16 protein-coding genes and 1 tRNA gene are annotated in these 15,798 nt (G+C 36.0%); all 17 read left to right on the forward strand.

Annotated features, from left to right (window positions below):
* Positions 1-68: 68 nt before the first annotated feature.
* Positions 69-716, forward strand: coding sequence for an O-methyltransferase (locus tag BAZ10_RS09785; protein ID WP_078772042.1), 648 nt, complete (start codon positions 69-71; stop codon positions 714-716).
* Entirely contained in the window at positions 716-1,435 is a 720-nt protein-coding gene (locus BAZ10_RS09790) for a C40 family peptidase (RefSeq protein WP_059325986.1), read from the forward strand. Before BAZ10_RS09785 ends, BAZ10_RS09790 begins: the two co-directional genes overlap by 1 nt.
* Before the next feature lie 17 nt (positions 1,436-1,452).
* The gene (locus BAZ10_RS09795) at positions 1,453-1,803 is read left to right on the forward strand and encodes a nuclear transport factor 2 family protein (protein WP_078771911.1); all 351 of its coding nucleotides are present in this window, start codon (positions 1,453-1,455) and stop codon (positions 1,801-1,803) included.
* A gap of 25 nt (positions 1,804-1,828) precedes the next feature.
* A complete protein-coding gene (locus BAZ10_RS09800; protein ID WP_245803789.1) occupies positions 1,829-3,067 on the forward strand; it encodes a 3-deoxy-D-manno-octulosonic acid transferase in 1,239 nt (412 codons plus the stop codon).
* Between the two features lie 87 nt (positions 3,068-3,154).
* Positions 3,155-3,607: a lipocalin-like domain-containing protein gene (locus tag BAZ10_RS09805; RefSeq protein WP_245803790.1), complete on the forward strand. Its 453-nt coding sequence runs from the start codon at positions 3,155-3,157 to the stop codon at positions 3,605-3,607.
* Positions 3,608-3,724: 117 nt separating this feature from the next.
* Positions 3,725-6,544 carry a leucine--tRNA ligase gene (gene leuS, locus BAZ10_RS09810; protein ID WP_078771914.1) on the forward strand — a complete coding sequence of 940 codons (2,820 nt, stop codon included), beginning with the start codon at positions 3,725-3,727 and terminating at the stop codon, positions 6,542-6,544.
* 320 nt (positions 6,545-6,864) lie between these two features.
* Positions 6,865-7,737 (forward strand): MotA/TolQ/ExbB proton channel family protein, encoded by an 873-nt coding sequence (locus tag BAZ10_RS09815; protein ID WP_009085523.1) that lies wholly within the window; start codon positions 6,865-6,867, stop codon positions 7,735-7,737.
* A gap of 56 nt (positions 7,738-7,793) precedes the next feature.
* On the forward strand, positions 7,794-8,390 hold the full coding sequence (locus tag BAZ10_RS09820) for an ExbD/TolR family protein (protein ID WP_078771915.1): 597 nt from the start codon (positions 7,794-7,796) through the stop codon (positions 8,388-8,390).
* Between the two features lie 12 nt (positions 8,391-8,402).
* Entirely contained in the window at positions 8,403-8,945 is a 543-nt protein-coding gene (locus BAZ10_RS09825; RefSeq protein WP_078771916.1) for an ExbD/TolR family protein, read from the forward strand.
* 29 nt (positions 8,946-8,974) lie between these two features.
* On the forward strand, positions 8,975-9,811 hold the full coding sequence (locus BAZ10_RS09830) for an energy transducer TonB (protein WP_078771917.1): 837 nt from the start codon (positions 8,975-8,977) through the stop codon (positions 9,809-9,811).
* 130 nt (positions 9,812-9,941) lie between these two features.
* Complete coding sequence (locus BAZ10_RS19365) at positions 9,942-10,070, forward strand: hypothetical protein (protein ID WP_255412735.1); 129 nt, start codon at positions 9,942-9,944, stop codon at positions 10,068-10,070.
* The gene (locus BAZ10_RS09840; protein ID WP_078771918.1) at positions 10,060-10,920 is read left to right on the forward strand and encodes a PstS family phosphate ABC transporter substrate-binding protein; all 861 of its coding nucleotides are present in this window, start codon (positions 10,060-10,062) and stop codon (positions 10,918-10,920) included. Before BAZ10_RS19365 ends, BAZ10_RS09840 begins: the two co-directional genes overlap by 11 nt.
* A gap of 92 nt (positions 10,921-11,012) precedes the next feature.
* Positions 11,013-12,662: a tetratricopeptide repeat protein gene (locus BAZ10_RS09845; protein ID WP_078771919.1), complete on the forward strand. Its 1,650-nt coding sequence runs from the start codon at positions 11,013-11,015 to the stop codon at positions 12,660-12,662.
* 73 nt (positions 12,663-12,735) lie between these two features.
* Positions 12,736-13,464 (forward strand): bacillithiol biosynthesis deacetylase BshB1, encoded by a 729-nt coding sequence (gene bshB1 / locus BAZ10_RS09850; protein WP_078771920.1) that lies wholly within the window; start codon positions 12,736-12,738, stop codon positions 13,462-13,464.
* Positions 13,465-13,503: 39 nt separating this feature from the next.
* Positions 13,504-13,577 (forward strand) — tRNA-His (locus tag BAZ10_RS09855).
* Positions 13,578-13,714: 137 nt separating this feature from the next.
* The gene (locus BAZ10_RS09860) at positions 13,715-14,389 is read left to right on the forward strand and encodes a response regulator transcription factor (RefSeq protein WP_078771921.1); all 675 of its coding nucleotides are present in this window, start codon (positions 13,715-13,717) and stop codon (positions 14,387-14,389) included.
* 1 nt (position 14,390) lies between these two features.
* Positions 14,391-15,746, forward strand: coding sequence for a sensor histidine kinase (locus BAZ10_RS09865; protein WP_078771922.1), 1,356 nt, complete (start codon positions 14,391-14,393; stop codon positions 15,744-15,746).
* The last annotated feature ends 52 nt before the right edge of the window (positions 15,747-15,798 follow it).

Raw genomic sequence — 15,798 nt, forward strand, 5'->3', positions numbered from 1 at the left:
GTTTTTACCCATTTGTCTTAATTGTATTGTGGTTAAAAGCTATTATTAACCTGTATATAAAAAGAAAAATGGCTTTATTTGAAGAAAAATTCCCGGAAATAGAAAGGTATCTGGAAGATAATGCTTCTGCAGAACCTGATATCCTGAAACGACTGAGAAAAGAAACTTTTCAGAAAACGACACAGCCGCATATGATTTCCGGCTATCTTCAGGGACGTTTTTTAAGTATCTTATCACATATTCTGAATCCTAAGAATGTTTTGGAAATCGGAACATTTACCGGATATGCAACATTGAGTATGGCTGAAGGGCTGGCTGAAGACGGAAGGATTTACACGCTGGATAAAAATGAAGATCTGGCCTACCTGCCTCAAAAATATTTTGATGAAAGTGAATATAGTGCTCAGATTGAATTTATTTTGGGAGATGCTAAAGAAGAAATTAAAAAATTAGATGTAACTTTTGATTTAGTATTTATCGATGCTGACAAAGAAAATTATGCAGCTTATATAGAACTTATAAAACCAAAACTCCGAAAAGGAGGGGTAGTGCTTATAGATAATGTATTATGGTATGGAAAGGTGATAGAAGAAAATCCTAAAGATAAATCTACCCAACAGATTAAATTGGTTAATAAAATTGTAACAGAAGACCCGGATTTCGAAAATGTAATTCTACCTTTGCGGGACGGTGTACATTTAATTAGAAAAAAATAATGGATAAAGGAGTTTGTAACGTATCTGTAGCTCCGGTGCGAGCTGATAAAACAGATAAAGCGGAGATTGTTACAGAGATGCTGTATGGAGAGAGTGCGGATATACTGGAAGTAATAAATAACTGGACCAGAATCAAAATGCATTACGATGGCTATGAAGGCTGGATTGACACCAAGCAGATTACTTTAGTGACAGATGATTTTTTGGCAAAAAGAAAAACCCATCTTGTTACAGAGCCTTTTCAGTCCCGTGTGATGGAGAGCGGAAAAATGTTGTTGTCTATGGGGTCTGAAGTTTCTTTTGAAACTGTACATGCACAACGTGGTGCAACAGTACGTCAGAGTATTGTGGAAACAGCTAAAGAATTTCTGAATGTTCCATACCTGTGGGGAGGTAAGAGCTTTTTTGGAGTCGATTGTTCCGGATTTACACAGCTAGTGTTAAAAGTACATGATATAAAATATCCCCGTGATGCTTATCAGCAGGGAGAAGTAGGAGAACCCTTAAGCTTTATAGAAGAAGCGCAGCCAGGGGATCTTGCTTTCTTTGAAAACTCTGAAGGGCGTATCATTCACGTTGGTTTTATGTTAGAAAATAATCAGATTATTCATGCACACGGTAAAGTGCGTATTGATACGCTGGATTCATCAGGTATCTTTAATAAAGAACTGAATAAACATACTCATAAACTAAGATTTATCCGGAATATTCTTGGATAAACTATAAATTTCAAGTGATGTCTAAAGCTCAACAATTTGCCGAAATCTGGATTGAAGCCTGGAATTCCCATGATCTGGATATCATTCTAAGTCATTATTCAGAAGATATAGAGATTACTACACCTATGATTAAGATGGCATTGGGAGAAGGTGATGGAAGTCTGAAGGGTAAAGATGCTGTTGCTGATTATTGGAAAAGAGCGTTAGATAAAATGCCAGATTTACATTTCGAGCTTTATGATGTAACAGAAGGAGTTAATTCTGTTGCGCTTTACTATAAATCAGTAATGGAAAAAAAAGCTGTTGAAGTGATGTTTTTTAATGAAGAAGGTAAGGTGAACAAGATGATTGCACACTATACCGTTTAGAATAAATTCAGTTTCCGGATAAAGAATGTTTTTTTTATACGATATATCTATCTCGCTAATGGCCTTCGGGATGAAGATTGCTTCGCTTTTTAATGAGAAAGTGAAGAAAGGTGTGGCCGGGAGGAGAGATTCCCTGAAAAATGTTCAACAGGCACTTGCTAAAGATGATAGAGTTATCTGGATGCATGCCGCCAGCCTGGGCGAATACGAACAAGGACTTCCTGTTCTTGAAAGATTAAAAATTCAGTATCCTGATTATAAAATTCTCGTTAGTTTCTTTTCTCCATCGGGTTATGAAAACGTAGTGAAGAAAAAGCATATTGCTGATGCGATCTGCTATCTTCCATTTGACAAAAAAAATACAATCCAGCAGTTTGTAAACTCATTTCAGACCGCTCTTTTTTTTACTGTAAAGTACGATTTCTGGTATCGATTATTGGAAGTGCTGAACCAAAAGAATATACCAGTTTATGTGGTTTCAGCATTGTTTTATGAAAAACAAAAGTTCTTTACATCTGGAGGACGCTTCTTTGTGGAACAGCTCCGAAAGAATGTCAATATCTTTTTTCATCAAACAGAACATTCACTGAAACTCGCAGAATCAATAGGGCTTACCAATTCTATGTATACAGGAGATACAAGATACGACAGGGTAAAGCAAAATGTAAAGAACTTTACGGAAGTTCCGCTTATTCAAAATTTCATTCAGAACAAACCAGCTTTGGTTATTGGTAGCTCCTGGGAAGCTGAAGAAAATTTGGTTGAAAAATTTATTAATGAAAATTCGGAGACAAAAATAATTCTAGCCCCTCATGACCTGAAACGTGTTCCACAGATTAAACAACGCTTTGGAGATAAGGCTATTTTGTATAGTAAATTAGAGAATAGCCAGTCATCAGTTATCAATCGTCAGTTATTGATTATAGATAATATAGGAATGTTGTCCCGTCTTTACCATTACGCAAATGTAGCTGTGGTAGGTGGAGGTTTCCATACTTCAGGCTTGCATAATATACTGGAAGCGGCTGCTTACGCTGTACCTGTAATTTTTGGTAATCAGTACAAGAAAAATCCTGAAGCCGATGCTTTGATTGAAGCTGGTGCTGCAAAAAGCTTTTCCGACGAAAACGCGGCTGTTGATTTTCTTCTTCAATTGTTCCGGGACGAAGATAAAAGAAAAAGTATGGGTTCTCTAGCAGGTGAATTTATAGCTGGTCAGCCCGACGCAGCTACTATTATTCTTAATAATATTCACGCTAAATAATATTTATGCTTTCTTGTGAATAAGTTGGAAGGTGTATATCTTTTTATTTAATTTCACGGCGTAGAGAAATATTAATATCGAATAAATATGAAACTAAAACTATTCTTTTTATTTATTGCTGCTTTTTTAGCAATCGGATCATGTAGTTCCAGAGATAATGATAACAATTATCTTGTGGTTGAACCTGCTGAGGTTTATGGAAATTGGAAGCTTGAATCTCTTACTATTGAAGGTAACGGACAGAGAAAGGTTTTTAATGACGAATGCTTCCGCAGATCTACAATTTTATTTAATGGCACAGATGGTAAGGGCGTAGAGCGTGGTTACGAAAGCATTTCAACACCCGGTATCTGTAAAGATTCCGGAAATCTTAACTTTACATTTAGTGTAGAAAGAGGCACAATTTATCAGGCTTATACAAACGGGCAGAAAGATGAAGCAAGAGTAGAAGAAGTAACAAATACAACGCTTGTGGTTTCACAAAATAAGACTATTGATAATATAAAGGTGAAAGCTACAATGAAGTATATCAGGTTTTAACAAAAAAAACAATACCCAGTATAATTTAATAGATCTCCACAAGCTTTTGTGGAGATTATTGTTTTTTATATTGTACTTTTGTGAAAGTCTAATTTTAATAAAAAATAATTTTATAAAGTGTATTACGATCATAACCAGATTGAAAATAAATGGCAGCAGTATTGGGCCAAAAATGAAACTTATAAGACCGATGCGAAATCTACAAAGCCTAAATATTACGTACTCGACATGTTCCCTTATCCTTCAGGAGCAGGACTGCATGTGGGACACCCACTAGGCTATATCGCTTCGGATATTGTAAGCCGCTACAAAAGACATCAGGGATTTAGTGTCCTGCATCCTATTGGTTATGACAGCTTCGGATTACCTGCAGAACAATATGCAATTCAGACAGGGCAGCATCCGGCTATTACAACAGAAGAAAATATTAACCGTTATGAGAAGCAGCTGAAAAGAATTGGTTTCTCATTCGACTGGTCAAGACAATTCCGTACTTCAGATGCTAGTTATTACAAATTTACACAATGGATCTTCATAGAGTTGTTCCATTCGTGGTATAATAATGATACCGACAAAGCTGAAGCTATTGATACTTTAATAAAGCACCTTTCTGAAAAAGGAACGGAAGGCTTAAATGCAGTTCAGACTGGAAAAATAGAATTTACAGCAGCTGAATGGAATGCAAAATCTGAGAAAGAACAACAAGAGATTTTATTAAACTATCGTTTGGCTTTCCGTGCAGAGACCACCGTGAACTGGTGTCCGGGACTAGGAACTGTATTGGCAAATGATGAGGTTATTAATGGTAAGTCAGAACGTGGAGGTTTCCCGGTGTATCAGAAAAAAATGATGCAGTGGAGTATGAGAATTACGGCTTACTCTGAAAGACTATTACAAGGATTAAAAACATTAGACTGGCCACAACCGTTGAAAGATGCTCAGGAATATTGGATTGGTAAATCTCAGGGAGCAGAAGTTAACTTTGGTCTTGAAAACTCTGATGTACAGATAAAAGTGTTTACAACACGACCTGATACTGTTTTTGGTTCTACTTTTATGGTATTGGCACCAGAAAGTCCATTGGTACAGGAGATAGTAACAGCTGAGCAGAAAGAAGAAGTGCAAAATTATATAGAGCAGACTTCTTTGAAATCAGAAAGAGACCGTATGGCAGACGTAAAGACTGTGTCAGGTGCTTTTACCGGAGCTTATGCGGTTAACCCGTTTACCGGAAAACAAATGCCGGTATATATTTCCGATTATGTATTAATGGGTTATGGAACAGGAGCTGTAATGGCTGTTCCTGCGCATGATGAGAGAGATCACCGTTTTGCAAAGAAATTCGGATTAGAAATTACCGAAGTGGTTGAAGGTGGTGAGAATATTCAGGAAGAACCATTCATTGCTAAAGATGGTATTTGTATAAATTCAGATTTTCTGAATGGTCTGAAATATGAAGAGGCAAAGGCAAAAATTATTACTGAAATTGTTGACCGTGGTTTAGGAAATGCTACAACCAATTACCGTCAGAGAGATGCTATCTTCTCCCGTCAGAGATATTGGGGGGAACCGGTACCTGTATATTATAAGGATGATGTTCCTTATACTTTACCTGCTTCTGCATTGCCATTGGAATTACCAGAAGTAGAAAAATACCTTCCGACTGAAGATGGAGATCCACCATTAGGAAATGCTAAAGATTACGGATGGGATGAAGCTAATCAGAAAATTGTAGCGACCGATCTTATCGATAATAAAACTATCTTCCCATTAGAGCTAAGTACAATGCCAGGTTGGGCTGGTAGTTCATGGTATTTCCTGCGTTATATGGATGCTCATAATGACTCCTATTTTGCAGACAAAGAAATGACAGACTACTGGGGGCAGGTAGACTTATATATAGGTGGTAGCGAACATGCTACTGGTCACTTATTGTATTCCCGCTTCTGGAATAAATTTTTAAAGGATCGTAATTATATAAAACAAGAAGAACCTTTCCAAAAATTGATCAATCAGGGAATGATCCTTGGAATGAGTGCTTTTGTATTCAGGATTGACGGGACAAATCAGTTTGTTTCAAAAAATCTGGCTAAAGATCATGCTACTCAGAAAATCCATGTTGATGTATCCTTATTAAAAGGAGCAACAGATGAATTGGATACTGAAGCTTTCAAAAACTGGAGACCAGAATTTAAAGATGCAACATTTATTTTAGAAGACGGAGATAAATACATTACCGAGCGTGAGGTAGAAAAAATGTCCAAGTCTAAGTTCAATGTTGTAAATCCTGATGATATTTGTGATGAATACGGTGCAGACTGTCTTCGTTTATATGAAATGTTCTTGGGTCCGTTAGAGCAATCCAAGCCTTGGAATACACAAGGGCTTAGTGGTGTTTATGGTTTCCTAAAGCGTTTATGGAATTTATACTTCAATGCCAATGATGAGTTTGAAGTTACAGATGAAGAACCAACAAAAGAAGAATACAGAGTTCTGCATACTCTGATTCAGAAAGTTCTTTTTGATATCGAGAATTTCTCGTTCAATACTTCTGTAAGCTCCTTCATGATTGCAGTGAATGAACTCACTAAATTAAAAACTAACAAAAGACAAATATTAGAGCCTTTAGCTGTCATTATTTCTCCTTATGCTCCACATATTACAGAAGAGATATGGTCTCTTTTAGGGAATAAAGAAAGTATAGAATACGCTCCTTTCCCGGTATTTAATTCACAGTATTTGGAGCTGGATGAGATAGAATATCCGGTAAGTTTTAATGGTAAAATGCGTTTTAAGGCAGCATTATCGGCAAGCCTTACACCGAAAGAAGTAGAAGAAGCAGTGCTGAAACTTGATAAAACAATTGAAATCTTAAACGGGGCAATACCTAAGAAAATCATCGTTGTGCCTAAAAAAATTGTTAATTTCGTTATTTAGTTTATTAAATTTTGGTATATTTATCTTTTATACGATAAAATATGTTGTATGAAAAATAACACAAAAGTGAATAAAAATTAACATTGGCTAATTGATAAAAAATAAGGAGGTTTGTTTTTGATTTTTAAACGATTCTTTGTTATTTAACAAATTTAGTCCCGATTTTAGATCGATGGATTATCTGAGAAAAACAAAAATAGTTTTCAAAAAATGACAAAAATCATCATTATTGAAATTGCGTCTTGCATTTTCCAATAAAATGACTTTAATTTACAACCTCAAAAAAATGAAGAAATAAACAATAAATAATTTAGATTAATATGGAAATGAATGTTTCAAACACAGAGCACGAAGTTGTTGCTAAAAAGAAGGGAGGTTTAAATCCTGCAATTGTAATCCCTATTTTATTTGTAATTGGTATTGCAATTTATTTATTTGTATTCGGTAACCCGAGTAACTTTAAGAAAAACCCTGCTTTAGATGGAGTAGCGTCTGTAGCCCTTGCGGATATTAAGTCCACAGAACTTCACCCGGCTGAAGGAAAGCCAATGGGTATCGTTTATATGGGTGGTCCAATCGTACCTATTCTTCTTACTTTCATGATTACAGTAGTTGTTTTCTCTTTCGAAAGATATTTCGTTCTTAAGAAAGCTTCTGGTAGCGGTAACTTAGATAACTTTGTTAACACAGTTAGAGGATACCTTAACAGAAACGAAATCAACGCTGCATTAGAAGAGTGCGACAGACAACAAGGTTCTGTAGGTAACGTTGTAAAAGAAGGTCTTACAACTTACAAAGCTCTTGAGCATGATAATACAATGAACAAAGAGCAAAAGTTAGTAGCTTTAGGAAAATCTCTTGAAGAAGCTACAACTCTTGAAATGCCAATGCTTGAAAAGAACATGATGATTCTTTCTACATTAGGTACAGTTGCAACGTTAGTAGCACTTTTAGGTACGGTAATCGGGATGATTAAAGCGTTCTCTGCTTTAGGTTCTGGTGGTGGTACTCCTGACTCTGCTGCATTATCAGTAGGTATCTCTGAAGCACTTATCAACACGGCTTTAGGTATTGGTACTTCTGCTGTTGCAATTATTCTTTATAATTTCTTTACTTCTAAGATCGATGGATTAACTTATAAGATTGACGAAATCGGAATGAGCATCCAACAGTCTTTTGCTGAGCATAACTAATCAGGACAGAATATAATATTCTGTTTAACAATAAATAAATTATAAAGAATTAAGAAATGGCGAGAGTTAAACCAAAACGACATGGTGTAGTTACCGATATGACGGCAATGACGGATGTTGCTTTCCTACTTCTTACGTTCTTCATTCTGACAGCGCAGTTCAAGAAGCCAGATGCTGAGGCTATTACAACGCCTTCATCTATTTCTACAACTACGTTAGATGATACTAATTTAATGACGATTAGTATTACTCCGGACGGGAGGTATTTCTTTACACCTATTGATAATAATTCTGAGAAATCTCAGATATTAGATAAAATGGCAGGGCAGTACAGAGTTGGATTCTCTGCTGCTGAGAAAAATGCATTTCTTAAATTGCCAATGGTAGGTGCCTCTATGGCTCAGATGAAAAGTTATCTTAACTTACCGGATGATCAGAGAGCGAATGTAAAAGGTGCTACAATCCCAATGGATAGTGTGAATAAAGAACTAGTAGATTGGGTAAAATATAGTTTGGAAGTAAATCCTGATGCCAGACTTGCAATTAAAGGTGATGCAAAAGCGCAATACCCTAAATTCAAGGCTTTGTTTGAAGGATTGAAAGATATTAAGTTTTATAAATTCGTTCTGATTACTTCTTCTGAAAATCAGTAAAAAATATTCAACATGGCAGAAGTACAAGTACAGGATAAAGGAGGCAAGGACGGCAAAGTCCGCTCCAAGAAAGTAAATGTAAGGGTCGATATGACCCCGATGGTAGACTTAGGTTTTCTTCTGATTACATTCTTCATGTTAGCAACTACTTTAAGTAAGCCTAACACGATGGATATGAAGTTACCTGCGAAGCCAGAAAAAAATCAACCGATAGATATTCCTGAGATTGATCTTACAAACTCAATCACATTCTTATTAGGAAAAGATGATAAAGTATATTATCACCAGTTAGACCAGACAGGTTTAACAGATCCAGGTAAGCTTCAGGAAACTACATTTGATAAAAATGGCATTGAGAAGGTGATTGATGATGCTAAGAGAAGAGCTCGTAAACCAGATATTTTTACAGTAATTATTAAGCCTACAGATGACTCTAACTACAAAAACTTTGTAGATTTGTTAGATGAAATGGCAATTACGAAGAGTGAAAGATACGGTATCGGTGAAGTGAAGCCTTGGGAGCAGAAAATCTATGATCAGAAAATAGGTAAGTAATTACCTTTTTTAACAAAAATAATTTAATTATGTCAGTAGATAATATTAATGCTTCTTACGATAAACCAATTGAATTGGACGAAATCGTATTTGAGCATAGAAATAAAGAGTACGGGGCGTATGATCTGAGAAAAAGTTACAGACCTATACTGACAAGATCTTTACTAGTAGGTTCAGCATTATTTCTTTTTGCTGTACTTGCACCCTTAGTTTATTTAAAAATAAAAGAAGGGCAACAAAAAGAAGAGACTAAAGTGTCAGTGGACTTAACAGATATTAAAGATATCCCACCGCCGGTAGAAGAAAAAGAACTTCCGCCACCGCCACCACCGCCACCAGTTGAGCCTCCTAAGCAAGAAATTGTAAGGGATATGATTCCGGAGCCGAAACCAAACCCTAAAGTGGAAGAACCACCTAAGAAAATTGAAGAGGTAAAAGAAACTACAATTGGTACAACAAACCAGGAAGGTGAAAAAATTGCTAAATACACTCCACCACCGCCACCAGCTAGTACAGGTGCAGGTAAGAATGTTGAAGCTCCTAAGCCAGTAGGTAACGAAATCGTTGACAGGGTTGACCAGGAAGCAGCATTTGCAGGAGGTATTGAGAAATTTAGAAATTTATTTACAAGTAATTTCGATAACTCTTCTGTAGAAGGTGAAGGTACATTGAAAACTACAGTTACTTTCGTTGTAGAAAGAGATGGTTCTCTTTCTGATGTTAAAGCTTCAGGACCTAATTCTGACTTTAACAGAGAGGCTGAAAGAACAATTAGATCAATCAAAGGGAAATGGAGCCCAGGTAAGCTTAACGGTGATCCGGTAAGATCCAGATTCAGATTCCCGGTTACAATGAACTTTGAATAAGTTTATATCCAAATAAAAAAAGAGAAGCTGCTATAGCTTCTCTTTTTTTTGTATTTTTGTTTCCATGACGTTTAATTTGTTATCAATTGTTGCAGGAATTTGTTATATCACATTAGGTATTTTTGTGATTATGTATAAATTTTTCATTGTAGAATTAGGAGAGGCTGCTGCGTATCCATTGGGAGGACTACTTATCATATATGGTGTTTTCAGACTGATAAGAGTGGTAAATAAATTCAGAAAGAGAAATGAAGAATAGCCTATTTTTATTAGTATTATTAATCATATTAGGATCATGTAATAATGATAAAAAAAATGATTATGCTACAGGCAGTGTAGTTATGGCTACAGACCCCTCTTTCTTTAACGTTGCCGATGCGCTTTCTTACCGCTATATGAAAGTATATCCGGAGGCGAAGATCGAGCTGAAACAAATGAAAGAAAAAGAAGCCTTAAAAGCTTTAATTGATAATAAAGTTTCTACTATTGTAATGTCACGTGAACTAACGGAGACAGAGAAGCAAAGTTTTCTTAGCAACATCAAATTAAAAGCAGTACCGGCATATTTTGCGGCAGATGCTTTGGTTTTTGTTGTACCAAAAGAATCTTCAATTGAGAAGATTTCTGTGGATGATATTGCAAAGATGCTGACTGATGAAAAAAGAACTTTGATTTTTGACGGAGCTAATACAAGTAATACAGATTATATTGCTGAAAAGCTTAAAATTGATCCTGCTAAAATGCAGTATTCATCGTTAAAGTCCAATGAAGAAATCATTCAAAATCTGACTAAATTCCCCGGTCATATTGGAGTAATTAGTCTTAATACTATTAGTAGACCTTATGATGAAAAAGCTAAAGAATTAAGATCAAAAATTAAAATACTTAATATTACAGATGCAAAAGGGGAATTTGCTCCCAGCAGAGAAAATCTGAGGTATCAGAAATATCCGTTTACACGTATTTTATATTTCCTTACCAATGAAGGTAATTTTGGTGTTGGGAACGGGTTTATAAGATACTCTTGCAGCCAGGTTGGTCAGCTTATTGTTGACAAAAATGGATTACAACCCTATCTGCTGTATAAGAGAATGGTAGAAATAAAATAAATATTAGTATTTTTTTAACATTAGTTCCGCAATATATGGAATAGTAATTGTGTTTATATTTAAGAAGAATAATTAATAAAAATAGAATAATTATGAAAGAGAGATTTGGATTATCAAAGAAAATAGTGTTAGGTGCAGCTGCTTTTTTTGCCATGAATATGGTAGGAGCACAGACAGTTGCAGAAGGAATTAATGATATTGACGGCTATAAATTTGGTAAAGCTAAAGAAGTCTACACAGCACTAGTAAACAAAGAACCTTCAGACGCTAACTATTTCTATTTAGGAAATGCTTACTTAGTTCAGTCTGAACCAGATTTTGATAAAGCAGCAGAATATTTTAATAAAGGTGTTGCTTTAGATGCTAAGAAATCATTCTTCAGCAGAATAGGTCAGGCATCAGTTAAATTAGGAAAAGGAGATCAGGCAGGAGCTATTGCAGACCTTAACCAGGTTGCTAAGGACTCCAGAGAAAAAGATCCTGAAGTATTATACAGAATTGGTGAAGCTTTAGCGCTTTATCCTAATCATAACGATCCTAAACTATCGATCGAATATCTTAATAAAGCAGTTAATCTTGCTGAGAAAAAAGGAGTTCCTGAGTATTATTATTATACTTTAGGAGACGCTAACCGTCTTAACAAAAACTGGGGTGAGGCAATGAATGCATATGACAGAGCATTAGAGGTTGCTAAAAACAAAGCTGCAGTTTATACAAGAATTGGTACATTATGGACTTCTGCAAAACAATGGGAAAGAGCTAAAGATAATATTGATAAAGCTATCCAGGCAGATGCAAGCTATGCACCAGCATACAAAGCAAGAGGTGGATTCAACATCGTATACCAAAAATACGATCAGGCTGCATTGGATTACAAGAAATATTTAGATCTTGCAGATTCAGATCCTAATACAGTTTTGGATTATGCTAAATTAGCTTTCCTTGCAAAAGACTACACTAATGCAGGATCTGCTTTAGATTCTGTTTTTGATAAAATCAATGACCCGATTAAATATAGAATTAAGGCTTACTTACAGTATCAGTCTAAAGATTATGCGGGAGCAAAAACAAGTTTAGAGACTTTTTTAAGCAAAGCTGAAAAATCCAGAATTCTTCCGAGTGATTCAGGTTTAGAAGGTTTAATCTTAGCAGCTATCGGTAAAGAGAAAAAAGATGCAGCAATGCTACAACAAGCACAGCAAAAAGTTGCTGTTGCTAAAGCTGCAAAAGATGAAACTTTTGACTGGGATGCTGAACTAGCTTCTGCTAGTGGTACAGCACCTAAAGTAGCTTCTGGTGAAGGAGGGCCTACAAATGCTGCAATTGATGCACTGAAAAAGCAAGTAGCAGCAGATCCTAAAAATACGGATCTACTTTATAAATTAGCAAATGAATATCAAGGTGTTCAAAACTGGGGCGGAGCAGCTTCTGCATGGTCTCAGATGGCAAATGTATTACAAACATGGGAACCTGCTTACTACAGTTTAGGTTATGCATTACAGAAAAGTGGTGATGCGGCAGGAGCAATCGCTGCATACCAGAAATATATTGATGTATTGGCAGCTAAGCCAGCAGCAGATCAGGCTAAAGGAAAAGAGTTATTGGCTAACTCATACTACAATATGGCAAGCTTAACGGCAAATGCTGACAAAGCAAAAGCATTAGAGTATGTAACTAAAGCTCTTGAAGCTAACCCTGCAGACGCAGATGCAGCAAAACTAAAAGAAAAGTTGAGCAAATAATTTCTATTAAAAGAAATGAAAATATCAAAAACTTCTGGTCCTATGGATCAGAAGTTTTTTTTAATTTTAGATCATGGTAAAGAAAGTAGATATATTAGCTATAGGAGCTCATCCTGATGATGTTGAGCTAAGCTGTAGCGGAACTCTCGCCAAACTTATTTCTGAAGGAAAAAAGGTGGCGATTGTAGATCTGACACAAGGAGAACTGGGAACAAGAGGAACTTCGGAAATCAGGCATCAGGAGGCAACAGAAGCAGCAAGAATCTTAGGTGTTGAATACCGAGAGAATCTGAAGCTGAAAGATGGTTTTTTGGTAAACTCAGAAGAATATCAGCTACGCATTGTTGAAGCTATTCGTAAATATCAACCAGAAATAGTGCTTTGTAATGCATTGGATGATAGACATCCGGATCATGCTAAAGGAGCTAAATTGGTATCTGATGCGTGTTTCCTATCCGGATTAAGAAGAATTGAAACATCCATAGACGGGCAGGATCAGGCAGCATGGAGACCTAAACACGTTTTCCATTATATTCAATGGAAAGATCTTCAACCGGATTTTGTTGTAGATATCACTGGGTTTTTAGATAAAAAAATTGAATGTTGCGCAGCATATTCATCGCAATTTTATGATCCAAATTCTAAAGAACCTGTTACACCTATTGCTACAAAAGACTTTTACGAGAGTATTACATACAGAGCGCAAAACCTGGGTAGGCAGAGTGGTGTAGAGTTTGCAGAAGGTTTTAATACCGCAAAATTAATTGCATTGAAAAATTTTGACGGAATTATTTGCCAGTAACGAATAATAGTGTATCTTTGCACACACAAAACCAAAACGGTGGTTGTAGCTCAGTTGGTTAGAGCGTCGGATTGTGGTTCCGAAGGTCGGGGGTTCGAGACCCCTCATCCACCCAAAATAAAAGCTGTCATTTATGACGGCTTTTTTTATGCCTAAAAGTTTCAGTTTCATTTATAAAATTGATTAGAATTTTCTAATAATCATTTATTCTCAGCACTTTTCTGCTAAATTTGGAGAAAATTGCCATATTATGAATATTCTGCTAATAGAAGATGAAGCTGGTGTTTCCAATTTTATTAAAAAAGGTCTGGAAGAAAGTCAACACCATGTAACCCTTGCGTACGAAGGTACGATGGGGCTTCAGCTAGCTATGGAGCAGGATTTTGATTTGATTATTTTAGATGTAATCCTTCCACAGGTGAATGGCTTTGAAATATGCTCGGAAATAAAGCGTTTTAAGCCCGAAATTCCAGTTTTAATGCTGACGGCACTCTCTACCATACAAGACAAGCTGAAAGGTTTTGATAAAGGCGCAGATGACTATCTTACAAAACCATTTCATTTCGAAGAATTACTGGCAAGGATTAATGTGCTAAGCCGGAGAAATCAGAACAGCCTTCCGGTGCTAACTTATACTGCGGACGATCTTGTAATGGATTGCTATAAGAAAGTTGTAAAAAGAGCCGGGCAGGAGATTACGCTGACAGTAAAAGAATACGCTTTGTTAGAATATCTTCTGGTAAATAAAAACAGAGTTATTAATCGTGCAAAAATTGCAGAAGCAGTGTGGGGAATTGGTTTTAACAGAGGAACGAATCTTATAGATGTCTATATTAACTATGTAAGGACAAAAGTGGATAAAGGTTTTCAGAAGCAACTTATACATACTGTCGTCGGAATGGGATATATACTGAAAGACGAATAGTATGAAACTACAGAGACGCTTATCATTAATTTTTACAGGCTTATTTGCCGTACTGCTAATAGCTGTGCTTACTTCAGTTTATTTTATTGTAGCACAAGACTGGCAGAATAATTTCCGAAAGCAGTTAGAAGATCGTGCTTATACGGTAGGACATAATTATCTTGCTCAGGATAATTTTTCTAAAGTAGAATTTGATGAAGTACTTCGTAAGCTTCCCAGAACCTTACCTAAAGAAAAAATAAGAATCTACGATACCAATTTTAATCCGGTTTTTATAAAGGAAAATACAACAACCTGGGATGGGAAAATCTTGCAGCAGGTGGCCCAGAAGAAGGCTCTTTTTTATAAAAATGATCATAAATATGTTGTAGGTATTTACTACGTAGATAATTCCGGAGATTATATTGTAATGGCTGAAGCAGAAAATGCTTCCGGAGAAAAGTCTCTGCAGGAGCTTCGAAATGTAATGATTATAAGCCTTGTAATAGCTTTAGGGATTTGCGTAGTACTTGGAGAATGGCTCTCATATCTTTGCCTGAAACCTATTAAGAGGATTAACCACAGAATGGAGAAGATTCAGGCAAGCAGTCTGGATTACAGAATTCCTGTAGAAAAAGGAAGTAAAAATGAAATTACTGTTCTCAGCTCTACAATTAATGATCTTTTACAAAGACTTCAAAACTCATTTGAAAGCCAGCAATCATTTGTTTCCAATGCTTCCCACGAATTAAAAACACCTATTGCCTCTTTATTGGGAAATGCCGAAATAGCATTGCGAAAAGACCGGGAGACTGAAGAGTATAAAGAAATTCTTGAAGGAGTCCACCGTGATGCTACCCGTATGGATAGTATTGTGAGCGATCTGCTTATGTTGTCACAATTGGAACATTCTTCGTATCCCTTATATAAAATGGCTCTGGAAGAATTTATCTGGAAGGTTACAGATCAATATATGGAAGATACTTCCGGTACACGTCTGAATATTGAAATCGAAAACCCGGATAAATTCCAAACGACATTTATAAATATTAATTCAGGTCTAATGGAAATCGCCATTAGCAATCTTATTTCTAATGCATACAAATTTTCACAGAAAGAAGTAGAGATGAGAATTCGTATTAATAAAGATGCCGTTCTAATATCAGTTATCGATCAGGGAATAGGAATCGCACCACAGGATATAGAAAAAATTACCCGTCCGTTTTATCGAAGTCAGAATGCTTATGGCATTAAAGGTTTTGGCCTGGGGTTGTCATTATCATCTAAAATCATAGAACAAAACAAAAGTAAACTGTTATTTCAGTCTGTACTGGGATTTGGGACTACTTCTATAGTTGAAATACCTGTTCTTTTATAATAAACTGGTTATTAGAAATTTTTAATGACTTTCTAATTGGTCTTTAATATTG

The sequence above is a fragment of the Elizabethkingia occulta genome (assembly GCF_002023715.1).
Taxonomy (GTDB): domain Bacteria; phylum Bacteroidota; class Bacteroidia; order Flavobacteriales; family Weeksellaceae; genus Elizabethkingia; species Elizabethkingia occulta.

What these genes read in the sequence shown, in the direction of transcription:
- BAZ10_RS09840 (WP_078771918.1), top strand. Translation starts at nt 10,060, where the DNA reads ATGAAGAATAGCCTATTTTTATTAGTATTATTAATCATATTAGGATCA.
- BAZ10_RS09865 (WP_078771922.1), top strand. Translation starts at nt 14,391, where the DNA reads ATGAAACTACAGAGACGCTTATCATTAATTTTTACAGGCTTATTTGCC.
- BAZ10_RS09845 (WP_078771919.1), top strand. Translation starts at nt 11,013, where the DNA reads ATGAAAGAGAGATTTGGATTATCAAAGAAAATAGTGTTAGGTGCAGCT.
- BAZ10_RS09795 (WP_078771911.1), top strand. Translation starts at nt 1,453, where the DNA reads ATGTCTAAAGCTCAACAATTTGCCGAAATCTGGATTGAAGCCTGGAAT.
- BAZ10_RS09815 (WP_009085523.1), top strand. Translation starts at nt 6,865, where the DNA reads ATGGAAATGAATGTTTCAAACACAGAGCACGAAGTTGTTGCTAAAAAG.
- BAZ10_RS19365 (WP_255412735.1), top strand. Translation starts at nt 9,942, where the DNA reads ATGTATAAATTTTTCATTGTAGAATTAGGAGAGGCTGCTGCGTATCCA.
- BAZ10_RS09825 (WP_078771916.1), top strand. Translation starts at nt 8,403, where the DNA reads ATGGCAGAAGTACAAGTACAGGATAAAGGAGGCAAGGACGGCAAAGTC.
- BAZ10_RS09790 (WP_059325986.1), top strand. Translation starts at nt 716, where the DNA reads ATGGATAAAGGAGTTTGTAACGTATCTGTAGCTCCGGTGCGAGCTGAT.
- BAZ10_RS09785 (WP_078772042.1), top strand. Translation starts at nt 69, where the DNA reads ATGGCTTTATTTGAAGAAAAATTCCCGGAAATAGAAAGGTATCTGGAA.
- bshB1 (WP_078771920.1), top strand. Translation starts at nt 12,736, where the DNA reads ATGGTAAAGAAAGTAGATATATTAGCTATAGGAGCTCATCCTGATGAT.
- BAZ10_RS09830 (WP_078771917.1), top strand. Translation starts at nt 8,975, where the DNA reads ATGTCAGTAGATAATATTAATGCTTCTTACGATAAACCAATTGAATTG.
- BAZ10_RS09820 (WP_078771915.1), top strand. Translation starts at nt 7,794, where the DNA reads ATGGCGAGAGTTAAACCAAAACGACATGGTGTAGTTACCGATATGACG.
- BAZ10_RS09860 (WP_078771921.1), top strand. Translation starts at nt 13,715, where the DNA reads ATGAATATTCTGCTAATAGAAGATGAAGCTGGTGTTTCCAATTTTATT.
- BAZ10_RS09805 (WP_245803790.1), top strand. Translation starts at nt 3,155, where the DNA reads ATGAAACTAAAACTATTCTTTTTATTTATTGCTGCTTTTTTAGCAATC.
- BAZ10_RS09800 (WP_245803789.1), top strand. Translation starts at nt 1,829, where the DNA reads ATGTTTTTTTTATACGATATATCTATCTCGCTAATGGCCTTCGGGATG.